The organism is Afipia sp. MLSD5-FHT05B12 (assembly GCF_058793355.1).
In genome coordinates, this window is sequence record NZ_JBXAFS010000009.1 from 153095 (window position 1) to 169191 (window position 16097).

Here is a 16097-nt window from a genome sequence, read left to right on the forward strand (position 1 = left end):
CCTGGATCAGGCCCGCTTCTTCTCGCGCATCAGGTCCGCGAACCGCTTGAACAGATAGTGCGAGTCGCGCGGGCCGGGTGACGCTTCCGGATGGTACTGCACCGAGAACACCGGCTTGTCTTCCAGCGCGATGCCGCAGTTGGAGTCGTCGAACAGCGAGATGTGCGTCTGGGTGACATTGCTCGGCAGCGTGGTCTTGTCCACTGCGAAGCCGTGATTCATCGAGGTGATCTCGACCTTGCCGGTGGTGAGGTCCTTCACCGGATGATTGGCACCGTGATGGCCCTGATGCATCTTCATGGTCTTGCCGCCGAGGGCGAGGCCGAGCATCTGGTGGCCGAGGCAGATCCCGAACGTGGGTGTGCCGGAGGCGATCACCTTCCTGATGACAGGAACGGCGTATTCGCCGGTCGCCGCCGGATCGCCGGGGCCGTTCGACAAAAACACGCCGTCCGGTTTCATCGCCAGAATGTCCTCGGCGGAGGTCTTCGCGGTGACGACCGTAACCTTGCAGCCTTCGCCCGCCAGCAGGCGCAGGATGTTGCGCTTGATGCCGTAGTCGATGGCGACGACGTTGAGCTCGGGCTTGTCCTGTTTGCCGAAACTCTTGTTCCATTCCCACGGCGTTTCATCCCAGTCGAAGCGCTGGGTGCTGGTCACCATTGGCACGAGGTCCATGCCCTCGAGGCCGGGCCACTCGCGCGCTTCTTCCCTGAGGCCGTGCAGATCGAACTTGCCGTCCTTGTTGTGGGCGATCACGGCGTTGGGCATGCCCTTGCTGCGTATCAGCGCGGTGAGTGCGCGGGTATCGATGCCCGACAGGCCGATAATGCCGCGCGCCTTCAGCCAGGCGTCGAGATGGCGGGTGGCGCGGTAGTTCGACGGATCGGTGATGCCCGCGCGCAGGATCACGCCGCGCGCGCCCGGCGTCGCTGCCATGTTCACCGTCTCGATGTCTTCGTCGTTGGTGCCGACATTCCCGATATGGGGAAATGTGAAGGTGATGAGCTGCCCGGCATAGGATGGATCGGTGAGGATTTCCTCGTAGCCGGTCATTGCCGTGTTGAAGCAGACTTCACCAACCGCCTGGCCTTCCGCGCCGAGGCCGAAGCCTTCCAGCACGGTGCCATCGGCGAGCACGAGGAGCGCGGTCGGTTTCAGGTCCGGCCAGGCTTGGGAATTATCGGATGTGGTCATAAGCCCATCACATAACCCCTGTGCCGCGGCGCGTCAAAGGCGGAGCGCGTGTATTCCATGAGGTTTTTTGGGGTTCTTTGGAAAAATTGACAGGTGTCAAGAGAACCCTAATCTGCCGCCGCGGCCAGAACCGAAACTAGAGCCGCGAGAGGGACGGAGACTTATCCATGAATTCAACGGGCGCTGCGCCGGATTTGCATCACCTTCATTCGGGAGGAACGATCGGTAACCTGATCGTCAATGCGGTGGGCCGGTATGCCGACCAGCCCGCCATCGCCGACGGCAAAGTGCGGTGGAACTACCGCGAGCTCGGCGACACCATCGGCCGGTTCATCAGCCTGTTTCGCTCGCTCGGGCTCAAGAAGGGCAGCGCGCTCTCCATATTGGCGAGCAACCGCGCCGAATCCTGGGCCGCGATCTGCGCCGCGCTGGTGATGGGTGTGCGCTATACGCCGCTGCACCCGATGGCTGCGGAGGACGATCACGCCTTCATCATCGAGGACGCCGAAATCGATCTCCTGATCGTCGAGGGCGCGAAGTTCGGCCCGCGCGGCCTTGCCATCAAGAGCCGGGTGCGGTCGCTGAAGAATCTCTACTCGATCGGCCCGATGGATGGTGTGCGCGACATCATGCCGGACCTCGCCACGGTCAAGGCCGCGCCGCTGGTCGATGAAAGCTCGTCCCACGAGATCGCGTTCCTGGCCTACACCGGCGGCACCACTGGCCGTTCCAAGGGCGTGATGCTGCCGCATCGCGCGCTGGTGACCATGACGCTGCTGCTCTATTCGGACTGGGACTGGCCCGAACAGATCCGCTTTCTCGCCGCGACCCCGATCAGCCATGCCGCCGGCGTCACGTTGTTTCCGGTGATGATGCGCGGCGGCCTGATGCGCCTTGTGCAGGGGTTCGAGCCCGAGGTTTATGCAAGTGTCGTCGCGGCGGAGAAGATCAACTCGACCTTCCTGGTGCCGACGCTGATCTATGCGCTGATCGACAACGCGGATCTGCGCAGGCGCCATGACCTGTCGTCGCTGGAGATGATTGTCTATGGAGCCGCGCCGATGTCGCCCGACCGCCTGCTGGAGGGCATGACAATTTTCGGTAAGGTGTTCGTGCAGCTTTACGGCCAGACCGAAGCGCCGCAATGCATCACCTCGATGCGCAAGATCGACCACGACGAGACCAAACCGCAGCGGCTCGGATCCTGCGGTCGCGCCAGCCCGTTCGTCGACGTCAAGCTGTTCGACGCGGACATGCGCGAGGTCGGCATCAATGAGCCCGGCGAGATCTGCGTGCGCGGGCCGCTGGTGATGGACGGTTACTGGAAACGTCCCGAGGCGAATGCCGAAACCCTCAAGGGCGGCTGGCTGCACACTGGCGACGTCGCGGTGAAGGATGAGGAGGGTTACTTCTATATCGTCGATCGCACCAAGGACATGATCATCTCCGGCGGCTTCAATATCTATCCGCGCGAGGTCGAGGATGCGCTGATGTCGCATCCGTCGGTGGCCTCCGCTGCCGTGATCGGCATTCCCGACGACAAGTGGGGCGAGGCCGTGAAGGGCTTTGTGGTGCTGAAAGCCGGCGCCAACAGCGGCGCCGCCGAGTTGCAGGCCCACGTCAAGGACAAGCGTGGCGCGCCGTGGTCGCCGAAGACCATCGATTTCGTCGAGGTCATTCCCGTGACCGGGCTCGGCAAGATCGACCGCAAGGCGCTGCGCGCGCCTTACTGGGAAGGCCGCAAGCGCGGCGTGGCATGATAGAGATGAATGTCCCGTCGCCCTTCGAGGCCTTCGCTTCGCTACGGCACCTCAGGGTGACGGCAACAGGCTGAGGCGTCATCCTGAGGTGCGAGCTCTTGCGAGCCTCGAAGGATGAGGAGTTAGATCGTTCACCGGAGCCCACATGCCCAATTCGCTTCCCGTCGTGCTCGTTCCCGGCCTTGCGTGCTCGCCGCGCATTTACGATCCGCAGATCCCCGCGCTGTGGCGGCAAGGTCCGGTGTTTCTCGCCAATCATGCGCGCGGCGGTGATATGGCGGCGATCGCGCGGCGCATTCTTGCCGAGGCGCCATTGCGCTTCGCGCTCGCGGGCCATTCGATGGGCGGCTACATCATCTTCGAAATGTTCCGGCAGGCGCCGGAGCGCATTGCGCGGCTGGCCTTCCTGAACACATCGGCGCGGCCGGAAACGCCGGAAGCCTCCGAACGGCGGCGCGGCTGGATCAATGAGGTGAAGCAGGGCAGTTACCGCACCGTGATGGACCGGCTGTTCGCGAACTTCGTGCATCCCGCGCTGGCGCGCGACGAGCGGCTGCACCGTATCGTGCTCGACATGGCCGACGATGTCGGTCCTGATGCCTTTGTCTGGCAACTGGAAGCCATCATGACACGGGCGGATTCCCGCCCGACGCTCGCGGCCATCAAGTGCCCGACGCTGGTCCTGACCTGCGACACCGACAACATGGTTCCGAACGAGTTTTCGACAGAGATCGCAGGCGGCATCGCGGGCGCGAAGCTGGTCACCATCCAGGATTGCGGTCACCTTCCGCAGCTCGAGAAGCCGCAGGCGATGACGGACGCGCTGCTCGACTGGCTGGAGATGTGACGCCGTTGGTTGTGCGGGCTGGCAAAACACCCTAAATGAACGGCAATCCGATTTGCCGCGAGGGAGAGACCGATGCTGCGTGATGACATCAACAACGCCGTCAAGGACGCCATGAAGGCGAAGGACGAGCGCAAGCTCTCGACGCTGCGCATGATCAACTCGACGCTGAAGAATTCGGATATCGAGGCGCGCGGGCAGGGCAAGCCGCCGCTGTCCGACGAGGATATTCTCGGCGTGCTGCAGAAGATGATCAAGCAGCGTCAGGAATCGGTCGAGCTTTACGACAAGGGCGGCCGCCCGGAACTCGCCGCGCAGGAGCGCGAGGAGATCGCGGTGATCTCGGCCTATCTGCCGAAGCAGATGTCGGATGACGAAGTGAAGGCCGCTATCGCCGCCACCGTCGCCGAGACCGGCGCCGCCAGCATGAAGGACATGGGCAAGGTGATCGCCGCGCTGAAGGCGAAATACGCCGGCCAGATGGATTTCGGCAAGGCCAGCGGTCTGGTGAAGGCCGCGCTGGCGGGGTGATCGTCCGAAATAGATCACCCCACCCGACTGGCCTTCGGCCAGCCACCCTCCCCATCAAGGGGAGGGATAAGAGATGCGGCGGCGGCTCGTTCTTTCTTCTCCCTCCCCCTTGTGGGGAGGGTCGGCGCGAAGCGCCGGGGTGGGGGTCTTTCGCAGCGATGACATCGATTATCTGGTGAAGGCTGACAACAAGCGCGAAGGCCCATCATGCTCCCTCAAGCCGATAACTACGACGATCTCTACAAGAACTTCCGCTGGGACATTCCGGCGAAGTTCAATATCGCCACCGCCGCGTGCGACCGGCACGCGGATGGCTTCGGCAGGCTCGCGCTGATCTATGTCGACGAGGACGGCGGCACGCAGAAGCTGTCGTTCGACGAGATCAGCGCGCTGTCGAAGAGCTTCGCCAATGTGCTGAAGGCCGACGGCCTCAAGCGCGGCGACCGCGTCGCGGTGTTCCTGTCGCAGTCGGTGGAGTTGCCGATCGCGCATCTCGCCGCATTCCGCTCCGGTCTCATCTCCGTGCCGCTGTTCACGCTGTTCGGCGAGGATGCGCTGGAATATCGCCTGTCCAACAGCGGGGCGAGGGCGGTCATCACCGACGAGGGCGGCTGGGACAAGCTGTCGAAGATCCGCGATCGCCTGCCGCATTTGCAGGACATCTATGTGACCAGCGGCGCGATCCATGCGGGTGCGAAATCGTTCTGGCAGTCGATCGAAGATGCTTCGGAGGATTTTGCGACTGTTGAGACCGGCCCGGACGATCCTGCGATCATCATCTACACCTCGGGCACGACGGGGAATCCCAAGGGCGCGCTGCATGCCCATCGCGTGCTGCTCGGCCATCTGCCGAATGTCGAGATGGCGCACGACTTCTTTCCGAAGCCCGGCGACCTGATGTGGACGCCTGCGGACTGGGCGTGGATCGGCGGGCTGTTCGATGCGCTGTTTCCGGCCTGGTATCACGGCGTGGCGATGCTCGGTCATCGCGCCAAGAAGTTTGAGCCGCAGGCGGCGATGCAACTGATGGCGGATCACGGCGTGCGCAACGTCTTCCTGCCGCCGACCGCGCTGAAGCTGATGCGGCAGGCGGGCGTGAAGCACGACGGCGTAAAGCTGCGCAGCATCTTCACCGGCGGCGAGTCGCTCGGCGCCGAGTTGCTCGACTGGATGCACGCCACCTTCGGCGTCAACGCCCACGAGATCTACGGGCAGACCGAATGCAATCTCGTGGTCGGTAACAACGCGAATCTTTTTCCAATCAAACCGGGATCTATGGGCAAGCCGACGCCGGGCTTCGACGTGCGCATTGTCAATGAGCGCGGTGAGGAACAGCCGCGCGGTGAGCGCGGCATTGTCGGCGTGCGCGCGCCGAATCCTGTGATGATGCTCGAGTACTGGAAGAACCCGGATGCGACCGCAAAAAAATATGCAGGAGGCTTTCTGCTGACCGGCGATCTCGGCGTGCAGGATGACGATGGTTATTTCTGGTACGTCAGCCGCGAAGATGACGTCATCACCAGCGCGGGCTATCGCATCGGACCGTCGGAGATCGAACACACATTGATGAAGCATCCCGCGGTGGCGATGTCCGCCGTCGTCGGCATTCCCGATCCGATCCGAACCGAAGCGATCAAGGCGTGGATCGTGCTGCGTCCGGGATTTGAGCCGGGTGATGCGCTTGCGAAAGAGATTCAGGATTTCGTCAAGGTGCAGCTCGCCGCCCACGAATATCCGCGCCACATCCAGTTCGCGGACACATTGCCGATGACGGCCACCGGCAAGGTGTTGCGGCGCGAGCTGCGGACGCTGGGGTAGCAGGTCCATCAGGCGCATTCGTCATTGCCGGACTTGACCCGGCAATCCACCCTTTTCGAAGCAGGATGGATGCGCGGGTCAAGCCCGCGCATGACGACCGAAAGGGGGGCGACGTTGAATCCAACGCGCCGGCGTCGATCTCCCACCAAAATCATTCCCGCAGGATTGAACCGCTTGCATTTACGCGGCGTCTGATCCTTTGATGCCGCTCGTGCATCGGGGAACATCATGTCGCTTCAGGTCTATCTCGCTTATGTCGCTGCCTGTGTCGCGCTCGCGATCCTGCCAGGTCCCATCGTCACGCTGGTCATCGCCAATGGCCTGCGTCACGGCACGCGCGCCGCGTTGACCAACATCGCTGGCGCGCAGGCCGGACTTGCGATCGTGATCGCAATCATCGCCGTCGGCCTGACGTCGCTGATGGCGACCATGGGCTACTGGTTCGAGTGGGTGCGGTTCGCCGGCGCGGCCTATCTCGTCTGGCTCGGTATCAAGCTGTTCCGCTCGACCGGCGCGTTGTCGGCGATGGCTTCGCCGCCGCCGCCGCGCGGCGGATTCTTCCTACAGGGATTTCTGGTCTTGCTCAGCAATCCGAAGGTGCTGGTGTTCTTCGGCGCGTTCATTCCGCAGTTCGTCGATATGCAGCAGGATCATCTGCCGCAGGTGGCGCTGCTCGGCGTCACCTTCACGGTGATCGCGGCCCTGTCCGACGGCACCTACGCCTTGCTGGCGGGCCGCGCGGGCAAGCTGCTCTCGGCGCGGCGGGTGCGGCTGGTGTCGCGCATCTCCGGCGGTTTCATGATCGGCGGCGGCATCTGGCTCGCCCTGACACGCGCGAGGTGACGATGCTGCCGGATATTCCGTGGTTCGTTTACGCGATGCTGCTGGCGCCGGTCGGTCTCATCGTCTTCGCGGCGATCTACAAATATCTGGAAGTCCGCGCCGCGAGCGACTGGCCGAGCGTGCCGGGCAAGGTGGTGATCTCGAAGCCCGAAGTCCGCGATGTGAAGGTGATCGACAGTGACCGCGAGGCGGGACACTATTACGAAGAGCGCAACTTCGCCGGCGTCACCTACGAGTATATGGTCGCGGGGCAGACCTATCGCAACAACCGCGTCACCATCGGCGAGGACCGCGGAAACTTCGAGGTAGCGGAAACGCTCGCGCGCTATCCCGCCGGCAAGGCGGTGACCGTCTATTACAATCCGAACAAGCGCGGCGAAGCCGTGCTTGAGCGGGACATGCCGAAGGGCATGTGGGGCTGCATCGGCTGGATGGTGGTGATCGCGGTCGCGCTGGTGTTCGGCTCCGCGATCGGCTTTCACAAGCTGACCGATTTCGTCTCGACCAGACTCGCCAATCCCGGAATGTCGGGCATGACCGTGGCGCTGGGGGCATTCGGCGCCGCGATCGCGCTGTTCGCGCTGGGGCTCCATCGTCAGGCGTCGCTCGCGAAAAAATGGCCGGTGGTGCAGGGCAGGATCAGGACATCGGGCCTGGAGCAATTCCGAGGCAAGGCCGACGAGGGGCGCTCGCGCGGGCCGATCATGTTCAGGGCGAAAATTTCCTACACCTATCGCTACGAGAATGCCGAATATACCGGGCTCGTCGCCAGCATGAACGGGCAGGTGTCCTCCACATCCGACTGGGGCGTGCAGCGTTTCGTCAAAAAGTATCGCGACGGCCAGATCGTCGATGTCTACGTCAATCCGCAAAATCCGTCGGAAGCTGTACTGGAACCGCGCGTCACTGGCGCATGGATTCTCTGGCTGGCCGCGATCGCGATCTGGGCGCTGGCGTATTACGTGGCGACGAGGTGATGAGGATAGCCGTTATTCGGCGGATTTGATCCAACCTTCGTCGTGCCCGGCCTTGTGCCGGGCATCCACGACTTACTTAAACAACTCTCAGCAAAGACGTGGATGGCCGGGCAAAAGGGCGTTCACGCCCGTCTTCGACGGGCTATGCCCGGCCATGACGGAAAACGAGTGCTCATATATCACTCGGCAGGCATCAGCTTCCTGGCGTGCAGTCCTTCCTCGATCTCGCGCAGGACGCGCGCGAGCCGCTCGGCCCATTGATGCTGGCCTGACTGGTCGCCGATCAGGTCCTGCCTGATCTCGATGCCGGTATTCATCAGCCTGCGCTTTTCGGCGTGAACCGGGATGGTGTAGTCGGTCGCGTCGCTCACGGCATAAGGCTCGTTGTCGCCGACCACGAGATCGCCCTCAAGGCGCAGCTTGTCGCGCAACAGATGCGGCAGCCGGTCGTCACGGTTGTACAGTGTGCCGATGTGCCAGGGCCGCGCGATGCCGGCATAGACCGGCGTGAACGAATGCAGCGATACCAGAATGGTCGGCAGGCCGCTGGCCTTGCGCGCATCGAGAGCCTGCGCGATGCGCGTATGATAGGGCAGAAACACCGCGCGCTGACGCTCCGCCACCTGCTCGCGGGTGAGCCCGCCATTGCCGGGAATTTCCGTCGCCTCGCTGATCAGCGGGATCGAGCCCGGGCTGTCGAACGGCCGGTTGCAGTCGATCACAAGGCGCGAATAGCGCTGCGCGATCAGATGCACGTCCATCTCCTTCGCAAGCCATGTCGCGACCTCGGCAATGCCGATATCCCAGGCGATGTGGCGCTCCAGTTCGCCGGCATGGACGCCGAGGTCTCCGAGCGAGCGGGGGATCAGCCGGCCGTAATGATCGCAGGTGAAAAAGAACGGCGACTGGCTGCTCGCATTTTCCTCAAGGACCGGCGGAACTTCGTCGTCGCCAAGGAGTCGTAGAGTATCGGCTGGAGCGGGCAGGGCCATGTTGCTTTTTGCGCCTATCACAGCGGCATCCAAGCCCAACAATGAGCCGGAAATGCAGCAGGAACAGCATGTACGATTCGCACATGAATTCAATCGCCGTGAACGACGCGATGGCCTTGCTGACAATTCATCACAAGACCGAATATCGCTACGACCGCCCGGTGGCGTTCGGCGAGCACCGGATCATGCTGCGTCCGCGCGACGGCCACGACATCCATGTGCTGTCGGAGCGGCTCGACATCTTGCCGCGACCGTCCGCGCTGCGCCGCATCCACGATGTCTTCGGCAACAGCGTCGCTATCGCTGATTTCGACACCGAGTCGGACCGGCTGGTGTTCGACTCGACCGTTACCGTCGAGCACTATCCGCTCGAGAACATCGTCCTGACCCCCGATGACCAGGCCTATTACTACCCGTTCTTCTACGATCACGATGAACTGACGGATCTGACGCCATCGATGACCCCGCAATACAGCGATCCCGACGGCGCGCTGGCGGCCTGGGCCAGGCAGTTTCTCAGCGACGAAAGCCGGACCAGGACGCTCGATCTGCTGACCGGCATGACCCATGGCGTGCGCCAGTCGTTCGGCTACCGCAAGCGCCACGAGCACGGCACCCAGCATCCGCTCGATACCCTGGATATTGGTTCAGGCACCTGTCGGGATTTCGCGTTGTTCATGATCGAGGCGCTGCGCCGCCTCGGCATCGCCGCACGCTTCGTCAGCGGTTACATCTTCATTCCGGGCGACGAGGCCCATGGCTATGTTGGCGGCGGTTCGACCCATGCCTGGGTGCGGGCCTATCTGCCGGGGGCGGGCTGGGTCGAGTTCGATCCGACCAATGGCATTGTGGGCAGTCGCGATCTCATTCGCGTGGCGGTGGCGCGCGATCCGCAACAGGCGATCCCGTTGCACGGCACCTACCTGGGACCTGCCGACGCCCATCTCGGCATGGACGTCACCATTCACGTCCTCTCGGTTGGAGAGAACCTGGAGCAAGCGGCATGCTGATCCGGGTGGGATTCGAAATTTCCTATGGCGCCGTGGCCGAGACGCCGATGGTTGTCATGATGCGGATTCATCCCTCGCGCGCCCGGGATATCGTCGGCGAGGAAACGATCGTCACCGAGCCGAATGTGCCTATCCGCTATTATCGCGACATCTTCGGCAACATTTGCGGGCGGCTCACAGCGCCTCCGGGCGGCATTGCGTTTCGCGCGGATGCGCTGGTGCGCGACACCGGCATGCCCGATCCGGTCGTTCCCGAGGCGCAGCAGATGCCGGTCGAGCGACTGCCGGACGACGTGCTGCTTTATCTGATGGCGAGCCGCTATTGCGAGACGGATCGCCTGACCGACTTCGCCTGGTCGCAGTTCGGCAATACGCCGCCCGGATGGGGGCGCGTGCAGGCGATCAATGCATGGGTCCACAACCATGTGCGGTTTGACTACCAGCAGGCACGGCCGACCAAATCCGCCTTCGATGTCTTTGAGGAACGGCAGGGTGTCTGCCGCGATTTCGCGCATCTGGCGCTGACGCTGTGCCGCTGCATGAATATCCCGGCGCGTTATGCCACCGGCTACATGGGCGACATCGGTATTCCGCCCGATCCGGCGCCGATGGATCTGTCCGGCTGGTACGAGGTCTATCTTTCCGGCAAGTGGTACACGTTCGACGCGCGGCACAACAAGCCGCGGATCGGCCGCATCCTGATAGGGACCGGCCGCGACGCGGCGGACGTTGCAATCTCGACGACCTTCGGGCAGATGGTGCTGAACAGGTTCGTCATCGTGAGTGACGAAGAATCCAAGGCCAACTAGTGATCCGGTTTTGACATTCGTATCATTTCTCAGCCGGCCCCTTTACGAATGTCAGAATCAAAGGATTACTCGAATCATAATTTGCCGGTGTCTTTTCGTATCCGACGGTCGTTCGGGAGGCGCTGCAAAGTGAAGCGAATGTCGGATACGGGACACCAGTTGCAATGACAGAGCGTCTGTTCGTCTACGGCACCCTGAGGCGTGGCTCGCGGCATCCATGGGCGGTTAAACTGGCGGCGAAGGCCCGTTTCCTCGGCGAGGCGCGTTACAATGGCCGGCTTTATCGCATCACGCACTATCCCGGTGTCGTTCCGTCCAGCTTGCCGGATGAGTGGGTGTTCGGAGATGTCTTCGAATTGCGCGATCCGGAGATTCTGACGGCGCTCGACAGCTACGAGGGCTGCGGCCCGGATGATGCCGAGCCGACTCAATACCTGCGCAAGCTTCAGAAGATGACGCTGTCCGACGGCACCGCGGTCGAGGCGTGGATGTATGTCTACAACTGGTCACTCGAGAACCGGGAGCAGATCAAGTCCGGCCGGTTCGACGAGGTGGAGTCGTAGGTTTACGCCGCCGCCCTTGCCGCCGCCGTCAGCGCCGCGGTGTCCTTCACGACAATCGCAAAACGATCGGCCAGTTCCGTCAGCGCCACGCGATGCACGACGCTCGCGGGAATCGTGCCGCCGAGCGGATCGGGCAGGTCGCGCGTCGCGGTGGCATTGGCGACAACCGTGGTGCGGTATTTGAGGTCGAGCGCGGCACGGGCGGTGGCGCTGACGCACATATGGGTCATGAAGCCCGCGAGGATCAACTCGCTGCGGCCGGTGCTCTTCACCAGCGCATCGAGATCGGTGCCCGCGAACGAATTCGGCAGGGTCTTGCGCACCACGACTTCACCCGCGGCCGGCGTGAGCAGCGGGACGATCGCGCCCTGCGCCGTGGTCTCGTCGAACAGCGGGGCGCCTGCGGGGCCGTGATGCACGACATGGAAGACGGGCACGCCGCGTTCGCGCGCCAGCTTGAGCAATTTCGCGGCCTCCACAACGGCGCTGTCGACGCCGTAAAGCGGCAGCTTGCCGGTCACGTATTCGAGCTGGGCGTCGATGATGACGAGGGCGGATTTGTCGAGCGGGCTTGGATGAAGCGGCGCCTTGACGAGTTGCAGAAGCGATTGCGCGGTCATGGTGAGTTCCTGTGAAACGATGTGCGGTGACAATAGGCCATGGATGATCTGTCCGAAATTGTCTATATTTTCCCCATGCCTGTTCAAAAACGATCAGACCCCGACTGGGAAGACCTTCGTTATTTCCTCGCGCTGGCGCGTCACGGCAGCCTGTCCGCTGCGGCGCGCACGCTGAAGGTCAGCCACGCCACCGTAGCGCGGCGTGTCGCGAGCCTTGAAGCCACATTGCAGGCGCCTTTGTTCGATCGCAAGGCGGACGGCTATGCGCCGACCGCGCGCGGCCGCCGTGTTGAGCAGCTTGCGCGCACCATGGAAGACGCGGCACAGGCGAGCGCCGATATGGCTGTGGTCGATGCGGGATTGTCGGGGCTCGTCCGTCTGACCATGGCGGGTTCGATGGCTGAGCGCTTCGTGGCCGATCGGCTCAGTGATTTTCATAAACAACATCCCCGAATCGATCTTGAGATCGTCGTGGAGTCGCGGGTGATCAGCCTGTCGCGCCGGGAGGCCGATATCGCGGTGCGTTTTGGGCGGCCGAAGGACAGCGACCTGGTGGCGCGGCGGCTGTCGAGTGTCGCCTTCTCGTTCTATGCCTCGCGCGGTTACGCGAAGACCCTCGGCAAAAATCCGTCGCCTGCGATGATCGGATTCGACGACGAAAGTAATTTCATCGCCGACGCGGCATGGCTGAACCGGGAGTTCCCGCAAGCCCGTTTCATCGTTCGGACCAACAGCCAGGCCACACAGGCGGCTGCGGCCCGCGCTGGTCTCGGGATCGCGCAACTGCCGCTGCATGTCGGAGGTAATGACCCTCGCCTTGTTCCGGTGAAACTGGCGAAAAATCCGCCGGATCGTGAGATATGGATGCTGCTGCGCAAGGATGGGGCCCGCCTGCCGCGGGTGCGGGCGGTGGCCGACTATCTGGCGGCCATGTTCCGGCGGGACCGGCGTGCGCTGACCGGCTGAATCCCGCTGTGATCATCGGGGACAACTCCGCCCGCGAGCCCCAGCATGGAGGGATCGGGGTGGAGATCCTATATTGATGGTCGGTTGAAAAGGCTTCCCGATTCCATGCGCTTCACACCCCAATTTCTCGACGAACTGCGCGCCCGGCTTCCGGTTTCGGAAGTCGTGGGCAAGCGCGTGAAGTTGAAGCGGGCGGGCAAGGAGTGGAAAGGGCTGTCGCCGTTCCACCAGGAGAAGACGCCGTCCTTCACGGTCAACGACCAGAAGGGATTTTACCACGACTTCTCCAGTAACAAGCACGGCGACATCATCTCCTTCGTAATGGAGACCGAAGGCGTCGGGTTCCCCGAAGCGGTCGAGCGCCTCGCGTCGATGGCGGGCATGCAACTGCCGGCGGTGACGCCCGATGCCGCGCGCCACGAGCAGCGCCGCAAGACGCTTTACGATGTGATGGACCTCGCCGCGAAATTCTTCGCCGACACGCTGGCTTCGCGGAACGGCGCGAAAGCCCGCGGCTATCTCGGCGACCGCGCCATCGCGCCCGCGACGCAATTGCAGTTTCGTCTCGGTTACGCGCCGGGCGAACGCTTCGCCTTGAAAGAACATCTCGGCTCGCTCGGCATTCCGGTCGCGGACATGGTCGAGGCAGGATTGCTGATCGCGGGCGACGACATCCCGGTGCCGTATGATCGTTTCCGCGATCGCGTGATGTTTCCGATCACCGATGTGCGGGGCCGTGTTATCGCCTTCGGCGGCCGCGCGCTCGAAAAGGATGTGCCCGCGAAGTATCTGAACTCGCCGGAAACGCCGCTGTTTCACAAGGGCGACAATCTCTACAACCTCGCCACCGCGCGTCAGGCCGCGCATGACGGCGCGCCGCTGATTGCGGTCGAAGGTTATGTCGACGTGATCGCGATGGTTAGCGTTGGCTTCACGGGATGCGTCGCCCCGCTCGGCACCGCGCTGACAGAGAACCAACTCGCGCTGCTGTGGAAGATGGCCGACGAGCCGATCCTGTGTTTCGACGGCGACGGCGCCGGTCAGCGCGCGGCATTCCGCGCGGCGGATCTCGCGCTTCCACATTTGAAGCCGGGAAAGAGCCTGCGTGTTGCGCTGCTGCCCGAGGGACAGGACCCCGACGATCTCGCGCGCTCCGGCGGGCGCGGCGCGATCGAGGAAGTGATCGCGCAGGCGAAGCCGCTGGCGGACATCGTGTGGTCGCGCGAGATCGAGGGCGGCAGCTTCGCCACGCCCGAGCGCCGCGCGGCACTGGAAGCGCGCATCAACGACCTCACCAATGGCATCCGCGATGAGGTGGTGCGGCGCTATTACAAGCAGGATTTCTCCGAACGGCTGCGCAACGCATTCGCGCCGCAGGGAAATTATCAGGGCGGTACTCGCGGCGGCGGTTTTCGGGGTCCGAACCAGGGCGGCTTCGGCGGCGAATCAGGGCGGCGTTTTCAGCAGCGCCCGCCGTTTACGCCCGGCGGGGCCGGGCGGAGCGACGCTAGGGGCGGACTATCCACAGGTCCGCGCACCATCAACCGGTCGCCCTATCAGGTCGCGAGCCCACAGCTCGCGGGTTCCTCGATCATGCGCGGCCAGCGCAGTTCCATCTCCCGCCGCGAGGCCCTGATCCTGCAATCGCTGCTCAATCACCCCTGGCTGCTGCACGATCATCTGGAGGAAATCACCGCCCTGGAGCTGGCCCATCCCGAGGCCCACAAGCTGCGCGCCGGGATCGTGACGGCTTTTGCGAATTATGGGCCGGCCAACGATCTGGAGACCGAGCGGACCCGAATCCAGGTCTGGCTCAGCGCGAACGGATATGATGAGCAAATTCAACGGGTTGAGCGGGCGTTGACGACCAAGAGCGTGTGGGGCGCGCAGGCAGGCGCCGCGGCGGAGGACGTTCTTTCGACCTGGCATCAACTTGTTGTCTTGCATCGCCAATCCCACTCCTTACTTAGAGAACTCAAGGATGCCGAGCAGGCACTGGGGCAGGACAGCAGCGAGTCCAATGAGGCTTGGCTGCGCGATGTGAAAGCCCGGCTTGCTGACGTGGACGGCCTTGATGCGCTGATTGAGGGTTTCGGCGAATCTTCGGGCCGGTTCCAGCGCAGCGTGTGATGAAAATGATGCGGCAGGGCCCCGCCGGGGGTTTTATGTCTGCGCCAAGGCCTTAAAAAGACTCGCCAAACCGGGTTTTTACCCGCAAAAACAGGGTTAATCGTAGCTTAACGGCCTTCGGCCATACCTACATCTTCGGCCCGGGTGGTGCCCTCAAAAGCGCCGCCCTTTCCGCATCGTGCGGTAATCGTGCGGTAGTCAGATTCAGCGCGGGCCATCGGCCCGTCGTGAGCGCGTTTCAGGAGCAGTGAATGGCCATCAAGGCAAAGACGGCAGCGATCAAAGAGACCAAGGATCAGAAGGCCGCCGAGACGCCCGAGAAAGATTCCGCAGACGCTCCGTCGCCGTTGCTCGATCTTTCCGACGCCGCCGTCAAGAAGATGATCAAGCAGGCCAAGAAGCGCGGCTTCGTGACCTTCGATCAGCTCAATGAAGTGCTGCCCTCAGACACCACCTCGCCCGAACAGATCGAAGACATCATGGCGATGCTTTCCGACATGGGCATCAATGTCTCCGAGTCCGACGACGCGAACGACGAGGACGAGGAGAAGCAGGAAGAGGCCGACGACGAGACCGATAACGAACTCGTCGAGGTCACCTCCAAGGCCGTCACCGAAACCAAGAAGTCCGAGCCCGGCGAGCGCACCGACGATCCCGTGCGCATGTACCTGCGCGAAATGGGCACCGTCGAGCTCTTGTCGCGTGAGGGCGAAATCGCCATCGCCAAGCGCATCGAGGCCGGCCGCGAGGCGATGATCGCGGGCCTCTGCGAAAGCCCGCTGACCTTCCAGGCCATCATCATCTGGCGCGACGAGCTCAACGAAGGAAAGATCTTCCTTCGCGACATCATCGATCTCGAGGCGACCTACGCCGGTCCCGACGCCAAGAACAACATGAACCCGGCAATGATCGCAGGGCCAGTCGGTCCCGACGGTCAGCCGACCAACGCGATCATCAATGCCGACGGCACGGTGCAGGTGATGCCTGCGCAGGCCGCCGCCGCGCCGGCCGCGCCGCCGTCGCCGACGCCGTTCCGC

At 63.2% G+C, this 16097-nt stretch carries 15 protein-coding genes; 12 read left to right on the top strand and 3 right to left on the bottom strand.

The features are described from left to right. Nucleotides 1-6: 6 nt before the first annotated feature. On the bottom strand, nucleotides 7-1197 hold the full coding sequence (gene carA / locus AC1Q6J_RS14085) for a glutamine-hydrolyzing carbamoyl-phosphate synthase small subunit (protein WP_492279898.1): 1191 nt from the start codon (nucleotides 1195-1197) through the stop codon (nucleotides 7-9). Nucleotides 1198-1364: 167 nt separating this feature from the next. Between carA and AC1Q6J_RS14090 the strand changes: the two genes are divergently transcribed. The 6 genes from AC1Q6J_RS14090 (at nucleotide 1365) to AC1Q6J_RS14115 (ending at nucleotide 7970) form a co-directional block, all read left to right on the top strand. Next, complete coding sequence (locus AC1Q6J_RS14090; protein WP_492279899.1) at nucleotides 1365-2957, top strand: AMP-binding protein; 1593 nt, start codon at nucleotides 1365-1367, stop codon at nucleotides 2955-2957. A 145-nt stretch (nucleotides 2958-3102) separates the two neighbouring features. Next, nucleotides 3103-3804, top strand: coding sequence for an alpha/beta fold hydrolase (locus AC1Q6J_RS14095; protein WP_492279900.1), 702 nt, complete (start codon nucleotides 3103-3105; stop codon nucleotides 3802-3804). Between the two features lie 72 nt (nucleotides 3805-3876). Further along, entirely contained in the window at nucleotides 3877-4332 is a 456-nt protein-coding gene (locus tag AC1Q6J_RS14100) for a GatB/YqeY domain-containing protein (protein ID WP_492279901.1), read from the top strand. Nucleotides 4333-4539: 207 nt separating this feature from the next. Next, on the top strand, nucleotides 4540-6150 hold the full coding sequence (locus AC1Q6J_RS14105) for an acyl-CoA synthetase (RefSeq protein WP_492279902.1): 1611 nt from the start codon (nucleotides 4540-4542) through the stop codon (nucleotides 6148-6150). A 228-nt stretch (nucleotides 6151-6378) separates the two neighbouring features. Further along, nucleotides 6379-6993, top strand: coding sequence for a LysE family translocator (locus AC1Q6J_RS14110; RefSeq protein WP_492279903.1), 615 nt, complete (start codon nucleotides 6379-6381; stop codon nucleotides 6991-6993). Nucleotides 6994-6995: 2 nt separating this feature from the next. After that, nucleotides 6996-7970, top strand: coding sequence for a DUF3592 domain-containing protein (locus AC1Q6J_RS14115; RefSeq protein WP_492279904.1), 975 nt, complete (start codon nucleotides 6996-6998; stop codon nucleotides 7968-7970). 179 nt (nucleotides 7971-8149) lie between these two features. Here the strand turns inward: AC1Q6J_RS14115 and AC1Q6J_RS14120 are convergent, their stop codons facing one another. Then, the gene (locus tag AC1Q6J_RS14120) at nucleotides 8150-8962 is read right to left on the bottom strand and encodes an N-formylglutamate amidohydrolase (protein WP_492279905.1); all 813 of its coding nucleotides are present in this window, start codon (nucleotides 8960-8962) and stop codon (nucleotides 8150-8152) included. A gap of 110 nt (nucleotides 8963-9072) precedes the next feature. Between AC1Q6J_RS14120 and AC1Q6J_RS14125 the strand changes: the two genes are divergently transcribed. From AC1Q6J_RS14125 to AC1Q6J_RS14135, 3 genes are all read left to right on the top strand, one after another. Beyond that, nucleotides 9073-9972, top strand: coding sequence for a transglutaminase family protein (locus AC1Q6J_RS14125; protein WP_492279915.1), 900 nt, complete (start codon nucleotides 9073-9075; stop codon nucleotides 9970-9972). Next, a complete protein-coding gene (locus AC1Q6J_RS14130; RefSeq protein WP_492279906.1) occupies nucleotides 9966-10781 on the top strand; it encodes a transglutaminase-like domain-containing protein in 816 nt (271 codons plus the stop codon). Before AC1Q6J_RS14125 ends, AC1Q6J_RS14130 begins: the two co-directional genes overlap by 7 nt. Before the next feature lie 164 nt (nucleotides 10782-10945). Beyond that, nucleotides 10946-11344: a gamma-glutamylcyclotransferase family protein gene (locus AC1Q6J_RS14135; protein ID WP_492279907.1), complete on the top strand. Its 399-nt coding sequence runs from the start codon at nucleotides 10946-10948 to the stop codon at nucleotides 11342-11344. Between the two features lie 2 nt (nucleotides 11345-11346). On the opposite strand, the gene AC1Q6J_RS14140 is transcribed toward AC1Q6J_RS14135, so the two are convergent. After that, complete coding sequence (locus tag AC1Q6J_RS14140; protein WP_492279908.1) at nucleotides 11347-11964, bottom strand: cysteine hydrolase family protein; 618 nt, start codon at nucleotides 11962-11964, stop codon at nucleotides 11347-11349. Between the two features lie 39 nt (nucleotides 11965-12003). Here AC1Q6J_RS14140 and AC1Q6J_RS14145 point away from each other — a divergent pair, with 39 nt between their 5' ends. From AC1Q6J_RS14145 to AC1Q6J_RS14155, 3 genes are all read left to right on the top strand, one after another. Further along, nucleotides 12004-12930, top strand: coding sequence for a LysR family transcriptional regulator (locus AC1Q6J_RS14145; protein ID WP_492279909.1), 927 nt, complete (start codon nucleotides 12004-12006; stop codon nucleotides 12928-12930). Nucleotides 12931-13035: 105 nt separating this feature from the next. Next, the gene (gene dnaG / locus AC1Q6J_RS14150) at nucleotides 13036-15060 is read left to right on the top strand and encodes a DNA primase (RefSeq protein WP_492279910.1); all 2025 of its coding nucleotides are present in this window, start codon (nucleotides 13036-13038) and stop codon (nucleotides 15058-15060) included. Between the two features lie 251 nt (nucleotides 15061-15311). Beyond that, the coding region (locus AC1Q6J_RS14155; protein WP_492279911.1) for an RNA polymerase sigma factor region1.1 domain-containing protein at nucleotides 15312-16097 on the top strand (786 nt) is incomplete at its 3' end.

Bases quoted from the DNA above. Each gene is read 5' to 3' on its own strand.
- AC1Q6J_RS14140 (WP_492279908.1), bottom strand. From the start codon at position 11,964: ATGACCGCGCAATCGCTTCTGCAACTCGTCAAGGCGCCGCTTCATCCA.
- AC1Q6J_RS14135 (WP_492279907.1), top strand. From the start codon at position 10,946: ATGACAGAGCGTCTGTTCGTCTACGGCACCCTGAGGCGTGGCTCGCGG.
- AC1Q6J_RS14130 (WP_492279906.1), top strand. From the start codon at position 9,966: ATGCTGATCCGGGTGGGATTCGAAATTTCCTATGGCGCCGTGGCCGAG.
- AC1Q6J_RS14090 (WP_492279899.1), top strand. From the start codon at position 1,365: ATGAATTCAACGGGCGCTGCGCCGGATTTGCATCACCTTCATTCGGGA.
- AC1Q6J_RS14115 (WP_492279904.1), top strand. From the start codon at position 6,996: ATGCTGCCGGATATTCCGTGGTTCGTTTACGCGATGCTGCTGGCGCCG.
- carA (WP_492279898.1), bottom strand. From the start codon at position 1,197: ATGACCACATCCGATAATTCCCAAGCCTGGCCGGACCTGAAACCGACC.
- AC1Q6J_RS14120 (WP_492279905.1), bottom strand. From the start codon at position 8,962: ATGGCCCTGCCCGCTCCAGCCGATACTCTACGACTCCTTGGCGACGAC.
- AC1Q6J_RS14110 (WP_492279903.1), top strand. From the start codon at position 6,379: ATGTCGCTTCAGGTCTATCTCGCTTATGTCGCTGCCTGTGTCGCGCTC.
- AC1Q6J_RS14100 (WP_492279901.1), top strand. From the start codon at position 3,877: ATGCTGCGTGATGACATCAACAACGCCGTCAAGGACGCCATGAAGGCG.
- AC1Q6J_RS14125 (WP_492279915.1), top strand. From the start codon at position 9,073: ATGGCCTTGCTGACAATTCATCACAAGACCGAATATCGCTACGACCGC.
- dnaG (WP_492279910.1), top strand. From the start codon at position 13,036: ATGCGCTTCACACCCCAATTTCTCGACGAACTGCGCGCCCGGCTTCCG.
- AC1Q6J_RS14105 (WP_492279902.1), top strand. From the start codon at position 4,540: ATGCTCCCTCAAGCCGATAACTACGACGATCTCTACAAGAACTTCCGC.
- AC1Q6J_RS14095 (WP_492279900.1), top strand. From the start codon at position 3,103: ATGCCCAATTCGCTTCCCGTCGTGCTCGTTCCCGGCCTTGCGTGCTCG.
- AC1Q6J_RS14145 (WP_492279909.1), top strand. From the start codon at position 12,004: ATGGATGATCTGTCCGAAATTGTCTATATTTTCCCCATGCCTGTTCAA.